This is a genomic window from Sphaerotilus natans (assembly GCF_900156335.1).
Classification (GTDB): domain Bacteria; phylum Pseudomonadota; class Gammaproteobacteria; order Burkholderiales; family Burkholderiaceae_C; genus Sphaerotilus; species Sphaerotilus natans.
In genome coordinates, this window is the sequence record NZ_FTMZ01000054.1 from 1 (window position 1) to 1,267 (window position 1,267).

Annotated in this window: 1 protein-coding gene; it reads right to left on the reverse strand. The window is 64.6% G+C overall.

What is annotated here, in order from left to right:
• Positions 1-155 precede the first annotated feature (155 nt).
• Positions 156-896: a replication initiation protein gene (locus BW996_RS20895; RefSeq protein ID WP_037485017.1), complete on the reverse strand. Its 741-nt coding sequence runs from the start codon at positions 894-896 to the stop codon at positions 156-158.
• Positions 897-1,267: the final 371 nt, after the last annotated feature.

A 1,267-nucleotide genomic window follows, 5' to 3' on the forward strand; every position in this document is an offset into this window, starting at 1 on the left:
ACCATGGCCCTCACCGGCCACCGCTCTCCCTCCTCCGTCATCGGCTACTTCCGCCAGGGCGAGGTCCTGGGCTTGAAGGCGGCGAGGTTGATGGACGAGACGGGAGACAAGACCGGGCAGACGGACAAGGGATGAGGGCCCCGGCCAAGCCCAGATCACCCCACCGGAAACAGCGCATCCGTCACCGCGCTGTCCCGGGCCTCGTCTCCCAGCGGCAGAACGCCCTGATCCCGTTCGCTGAACCGGATCTCGACTGAATCGACCTGGCGGCCGACGCGGATCGGCTTCCAGATCGTCGCCCAGTCGGTGCTTTCGCTGATCTGCTGGACGGCAGGGTCCAGGACGAAGCGGCGGATGTCGGTGAAGCGGCTGTACGAGAGCTGCAGCATCTGGCGCAGCTCGGCCAGCGACAAGCGGATCACGCCGGCGGCCCGCCACTGCATCATCAGCTCGAAGATCCGCACGGCGTTGGTGCTGCGCAGGCGCCGCACCTGGTCGATGCCGTAGGACGTGAACTGACCCCGCAGCGAGGTCACGTAGCGCGCCAGATCGGGCGTGAGGCTGATTTCCACGTACCCGGCCCGTTCGTGCGTCGCACGGCCCCAGATCCAGCGGAAATGCTCCTCCCGGCCGTCCGGCCGGACGATCTTGATGGAGCGGTCGTACAGGCGCCGCGCTGCCGCGTGGATCTCCCGGTAAGCGGTGCTCATGTCGATGCCGTACAGGTCGGCGTACTCCAGCGCCGTCACCCGCAGGTTGTCGGTCTGGTCAGCCTGGCTGTCCGGGCTGCGCATCGCCCGGCGGGTGTCCAGCTGTGCCAGGCACGCGAGGATCAGGCGCTGTTCGGCCAGCGTCAGCTTGTAGGACGCTCGGAGCAGAGCATTCGACTTGGACACCAGGGATCCCACGATGCTGAAGGTGAGTGTCTTGGAAGGTTCTCACCTCAGCATACCCACGAACCGGCGCCGGCTGGTGCAGAAGAACCCGAGTCCGGTCACGGCCTGGCTGTGGAGAAGACTGCACGTCTCTCACCTTTGCCGGCACTTTTCTCACCGCTGGCTGCACTTCTCTCACCTTTCGCGCTTTGGTACGCCAAAAAACGTAATGGCGACAATGAGTTGCGCGCGAGGATCGGCGCCTAAAACAAGTAAAAGCTTTAAAAGGCGGAGCCCTGTGGAACGGTCTGGTTCTTCTGGCCATCCCCAGGGCGATTGCATTAGCCACCACCCCGATTGAGTGGTAACAATCCAGCCCGACCTCGCAGCCC